The organism is Ruegeria sp. HKCCSP351 (assembly GCF_017872535.1).
Classification (GTDB): Bacteria; Pseudomonadota; Alphaproteobacteria; order Rhodobacterales; family Rhodobacteraceae; genus Ruegeria.
In genome coordinates, this window is the sequence record NZ_JAEDOV010000022.1 from 1 (window position 1) to 5,726 (window position 5,726).

The following is a 5,726-nucleotide window of genomic DNA, read 5'->3' on the forward strand; positions in this document are numbered from 1 at the left end:
TCTGCAGTTTGCCGCAAAGCGCGACGGTTGGCTGCAGACGCCATCCACCCCATCCGCAAATAGGACATTCGTCGTGATCGAGCGAATGAACGACTCCATCATTGATTTGCGTCAAAGGCTAGTGCACCGTCTTCTCTATTTTCGTTGTAATCCACGATTGACCAAGGAGGCCGAACAGATGCGGTCCCAAAAGAAACCCGCGGGCTTTCCAGTGGTGACAGCACCAAACGGCGGATACTTGATGCGGCTTTTGCCCTATTCATCGGCACCCGAGCAGAAGACTACACGATGCGCAATCTGGCAAACGCCTTGGATATGCGCGTTGGAAATCTGACGTATCACTACAAGACCAAGTCAGAACTTCTCGACAGCCTGGTTCGTGATCAACTCGCGAACTATGCGGATGACATACTGATGTGTCTGCAAATGAATGAAGCGAAACCCCAGACTGCACTCGAAAGGGTGGTGACACTTCTAGTTCAAGACTTGCGCCGACCGGAGATTGCGTTCTTCCCGCAACTCTGGGCGCGTTCATTACATGACGGCGCTGCGGCAGAACTGATGGACAAAATCCACGAGCTTGAGCGACAGGTGATTGCAGGGCTGATCGGAGCCAGCCGTCCAGACTGGCCACCAGAAGACTGCGAGTCACTAGCTCTTCACGTCACTGCAGCAATTGAAGGGCTTACTTTGTTCATCGGGCGAAACAAGAAATCACATGGCATCTATGCAGCGCCTGAACAGGAGATTGCACGCGTACTGAGAGTTGTGCTGGGAACCAAAAGCCGTCCGAGCCAGCGCGAAATTTGAGAGCTAAATTGAGTGGTCAGTCTGGGCTCTTTGCGGTCATTCGCTGAAGATGGCCTGATTGACTGCAACGCGCAGAAAAAGTAGACTTTGCAAAGTCCTGTTGTTCTACCTCAATCGCCCTTTGACACAAATCTTTTCCGAGTGCGATCACCCCGTGCTAGAAAACAATCCGGGTTCTTAAACCAAACAGAGTAATGCTATCCTGGTCAGGGTTCAGAAGCGGGTTGGAGATGAATTGTATCGACGGCGTGATCTGCAGCCCGGGTGAGATTGAAAAGCGATAGAATGCTTCAAGCGTGAACTGATCGCCGTCTTTGCCTCTTGCCTCAGCCCAGTTCAGACCCAGCCCGGCCAAATCGGTATTGTGACCGTAATAGCCGATACCGGCAGAAATGGACCGATCATAGAGTGCTGCTGTCCCTTTTGAGGCGCCTGCCCGAAAGAATGGCATCCACTTATTGTCAACAAACCATGCAGCAGAAAACGCGGCGCCGTAATCTTCTGGACGGCTACCATCATCAGCCGCGTCCGCATGCCAGAGGGTCAGATGGATATTGTCGAAGTAGATGCGATCAAAGCCAGAAGTGTAGCCGAGTTCGAGTGATTTGAATAAATTACCATCGCTGAACACATCAAAGTTTGGATCAGACGGGTCGGCATTTGCGTCTGAGACGCTCGCGACGGCGTAAAGGTTATCGCTCAGCTTTACCCCACCGGCAATGCCAATGCCTTGGTTGGGCGTGTTAATCGTCGGGTTGGTGTTGAAGGACAGGTTTTGGAAACCACTGTAGGGGCTTACCAACCCGTAAATATCCACAAAGTCGGTTACATCAATCTGCCCGACTTGCAGCGTCCACGAACCGTTCTCGGCCCTTTGGGTCCAGAACAGGTTGGTCAATAACAAACCATTATCGTTGAAGGCCGTCCCAGTGATCGAAAGCGCTCCGCCATCCAGCCCGAGAAACTGTGGGGCAACATCGGTATAGCTGTGCCGGTTTTCAATCTTGAATGTCAGGGAACCCCGTTCAGTTGCCTGCCAACTTCCGTAGAAACGAGCGATTCCACTTGCGGCTTCACCAGTTCCCAAATCTGCATTCGTGGTTTGGCCCAGTGCCAAGTAATCCACGTTGAACCGAAACCCACCCTCAGCCAGCCGGTCTTTCCACTGAAACCAACCCGGAGCGATGTTGCGTGGAAAATCGGAACGGTACTGTGGGTCGGTCAGTCCATCTCCGGGCTGTAGATCAGCCTCGACCGAAGAAGGCCCAGACAGTCCTTGTGCCGAGGCAGCGCCAGCAACCGCAACACTCAATGTGACAACGAGAAGTCTTATCATTCAGACGCCTTTGCCCCGCCGGTCTTGCGATGACCCGCTGCAAGGATGCGATCAGCAATCGATGCCGCCCAATCATTTGTTGTTGGCGTGCTGGTCATCAGATCTCGCATCGTTTCAGTCTGCGAGACCTCCAAAACATAGCTGGAGCTCATTGGCACATTGCCGTCTACGATGCGGAAAGTGTAATTTGTTTCTTCAATTGACAGTTTGCCTGTCAGCCGCACCGGTTCGTGCATAGTAGTGGGGCTCCAGTCGTCAAATACTCGCGCCCGGATCATCTGATTGGCGTTTGGCGGTGGGGTATGGCTGCACATGCCGCGTATGGGAACGAGGTAGACGACAGTGGTCCCGTCCGCTTCGAAAGGCGCTGGGATAGCGTAACCCGCCAATGTAACGATTTGACCATCAAGGTTCGGATTAGCCGCTGTTGCTGCTTTCTTGCGCCGGTCGGCGACGGTCCAGCGTTGGTCGATCAGCCAATCTGCATCAATCCCGTCTTCAGACAGTTCCTCAAGTGCCGCATTGATTTTTGCGGCACCGTCGGCCATCTGAGCCTCGCTGAGAGTGGCGTCGTTCAGCAGCTCCCTGTTTCGTACGATCGCCCGCAAGGATTCGATCTGTTGATAGTTCAAATCCTCAAAAGGATCCTCATAGGTTTGTGCCGACGGATCGATCAGATCCTGCCAGGCGATCTGCTCAGCCGTAGCGGGCGCGGCGAGCGGAACAAACAGCGTCAGAATGATCATAGTCAGCAAACGATGCATCTCTTTCTCCAAAAGTGTTTCGCGGGGCGGCCGAGGTAGAAAACCGCCCCGCAGGATCATCGGGTCAGCGTGTTCGTGTACATCACACCACCCAATTCAAATGTTTATGGATAAACAGCTGGTTCACGAACTGCCGGTCGGTACATAATGCTGTCGCTCTCGACCATCGTATTCTTGTAGGCGCGGCCATCCTTCATAACGAGTTGCAGTTTGCTCTCGTCGAGGATCAGGTTGATGTCCTCCAGCGGGTTGCCGTCCCAGATCAGGATGTCGGCATAGCTGTCCGGCGCGATCCGGCCGAGGTGATAGGTCGGATAGGGATCTTTGGGCCCGGACCATTTCAGCACGATACCCGCGTTGCCCGTGTAGTGCTTCAGCGCTTGTGCCGGGCTGAACCCGACCGACGTGGGGCACACGATGTCCTCCTTGATCTTCTCAACCAGGCCGGGGCTGAACATGTCCGAGCCTCCGATGATGAACATGCCATAGTCGTTCATCCATTTGGACATGGCGCGTACGCCTTCGCCAACCGCCACGCCCTTGAGTTTCTGCTCGTGCGTGAAGAAGGCCGGCATGCTCTCGTAGGAGCCGAAGGTATTCACGCTGACATAACACTGGAAACTCCAGACGATATCTTTCGTTTCGTTGTATTTCGCCACCATGCGCTTGACCATGTCCTCCGAGATCAGGAAGCCATGCTCGAACGAGCGGGTGCCGAGCCGCAGGTGCCGGTCGTAGCTCTCGTCATGATAGGCATGCACGGCGACATAAGTGCCATTGTCCCTTGCAATCTCAACGGCCCGGGCGACCTCGTCCTCGGCAAGCCCGAGGATCTCGAGCGGATCGAATTCGCTGGCCACGCCGCCGCCGCCCATGACCTTGAGAAACGCCGCGCCGCGCCGGAAGTTCAGGCGCGCCGCCCGGGTCACATCATCGACCCCATCGGTCACCCATGTATTCGATGTCAGCTGCCCCATGTCCTGACCGTTCTCGAGCGTGGCCGGCGGCACGTTGCGCCCCGCCCAGTCGCTGTGGCCACCGGTCTGGCCGATGGCGCCGCCCGACGAGTAGACACGCGGCCCCCGGACCAGGCCCATGTCGATGGCCTTGGCGATATCCAAAGGATCGCCGGCGATGTCCCGAACCGTGGTGATCCCCTTCATCAGCATGTGATCGTTCATGTACTGAAGCGCGATGGCGCCGCCCGCCGCATCGTCCCAGCGGGTCTGATAGGCGGCCGTCCCCTCCGGCGGGTTCAGCATCACGTGCTGGTGCATATCGATGAAACCGGGCGTCATCGTCTTGCCACCGACATCGACGACAAATGCGTTCGGCGCATCGATGGGGTCGGTCGAAACCTGCGTGATCGCGTTGCCTTCTACTAGAACGTTCGCGCCTTCGATCAGATCGGGGCTGAAACCGTCGAACACGTTCGCATTGGTGAACAGGATCGGCGGCGGCGTATTATCCTGCGAAGCCGCAGGTGACGCGATCGCTAGCACTGCAACGACCGCCGTTGCGGTTATTGTCTTGGACATGATTTGTCGGACTCCCCTGGTCTTGTTTCGGCATGTGGGAGCCTCGGCCGACCATCGATTACTTTTTTGAGTGCCTCGCGCACAGAATAATCATAGGCGGCAATGTTAGCTCCTCGCACTAAAAGCGTACTAGGTGCGAAAGAGGCCGCCTAACAGTATTCCGGTTTTAGGATGAAATGGTAAATTTGCGGTCGCAAAATGGTAAATGCCTTGCGATACTGCGTCGTGTGCGCTCCGATAATGGTGGAAGGTGTTGGTCGCAGTCGTAAAACTTAGGTACGCGCTGAACTTCGCAATTGCCTGCGAAGACGCTGGCTGTGACCCAATGAAACTCCTGCAAGCTGTCGATATCGACGAACGTATGATGCAAGAACCGGAGTTGATGATCGCGGAGCACCAACTCTGGACAATCGCAAGCGAAGCCGCAACGAGTACCGGAAAATTCGACATCGGCTTTGATGCCGGATCCGTTTCCAGCGTGCAGATGCATGGTACCCTGCGGCAACTTTATGATCAGAAAACACTTATCGAACGCTTGGTCACCTTCTGCAATATGGCAAAGCTGGAATACAGCAGAGCCGATTTCTTTGTTCGCCCGGTCTGGAATGGTCTGGTTTTCGGCCGCAACGCCATTGTTGGCGATCGCGAGCAGGTCCGGCAGGTTGAACTTTATGTTCTTCAACTCATGCTAGAAACCGTCCGGAGTGCACTGGGGCCGTCCTGGGCTCCGAAGAGGCTGAACCTACAGTCGGATCATCACCTCGACCTCGAATGGCTTGCCCAATCCGCGGAAGCAAGACTTCGGTTTGCTCAGCCGGTCACGGAAATCCACATCGAACGCGGGGAAATGGTTTCAGAGGCCGTCGTTTTGCCCGGTCCTGCCACGCATGATCAGATGGTTCCCACGACGCGCGCCATTGCCGCGCTGGTCTGCACCTACCTCCACGATTCTCGCTTGTCTCTGCAATTCATTGCGCGGTTGCTTGGCCTGAGTGACCGTCACCTGCAGCGCGATCTTCAAAAAGAAGGGACCAGCTTTTCTGAAATTCTGTCCGGGGAACGGACAAAAGCCGCAATAGACATGCTAAAGGTGCCAGAGTTAACGATATTTGAGATATCGAAATCCTTGGGTTACTCCAACCAGGCGCATTTCACGCGAGCTTTCATCAGAAGCACAGGAATGACACCATCTCAATTCAGGAGAGGCGTCTAAACTCAAAACATGGACCTGTCCCATTTTTGTGCCGCCCCAAGTGCTCGTTTAGGCCACTTTCCGTT

Annotated in this window: 5 protein-coding genes; 2 read left to right on the forward strand and 3 right to left on the reverse strand. The window is 55.1% G+C overall.

The features are described 5' to 3' along the window. Positions 1-234 precede the first annotated feature (234 nt). Positions 235-810: a TetR/AcrR family transcriptional regulator gene (locus I9182_RS20245; protein ID WP_348540417.1), complete on the forward strand. Its 576-nt coding sequence runs from the start codon at positions 235-237 to the stop codon at positions 808-810. 157 nt (positions 811-967) lie between these two features. Here the strand turns inward: I9182_RS20245 and I9182_RS20250 are convergent, their stop codons facing one another. The 3 genes from I9182_RS20250 to I9182_RS20260 all read right to left on the reverse strand — a co-directional run bounded on the left by I9182_RS20250 (position 968) and on the right by I9182_RS20260 (position 4,448). Beyond that, positions 968-1,936: a carbohydrate porin gene (locus I9182_RS20250; RefSeq protein WP_348540416.1), complete on the reverse strand. Its 969-nt coding sequence runs from the start codon at positions 1,934-1,936 to the stop codon at positions 968-970. 206 nt (positions 1,937-2,142) lie between these two features. Continuing rightward, complete coding sequence (locus I9182_RS20255) at positions 2,143-2,910, reverse strand: DUF3299 domain-containing protein (RefSeq protein ID WP_245222764.1); 768 nt, start codon at positions 2,908-2,910, stop codon at positions 2,143-2,145. A gap of 104 nt (positions 2,911-3,014) precedes the next feature. Next, entirely contained in the window at positions 3,015-4,448 is a 1,434-nt protein-coding gene (locus I9182_RS20260) for an amidohydrolase family protein (protein WP_209599465.1), read from the reverse strand. Between the two features lie 325 nt (positions 4,449-4,773). On the opposite strand from I9182_RS20260, the gene I9182_RS20265 reads away from it, so the two are divergent. Continuing rightward, positions 4,774-5,661, forward strand: coding sequence for an AraC family transcriptional regulator (locus tag I9182_RS20265; protein WP_209599466.1), 888 nt, complete (start codon positions 4,774-4,776; stop codon positions 5,659-5,661). Positions 5,662-5,726: the final 65 nt, after the last annotated feature.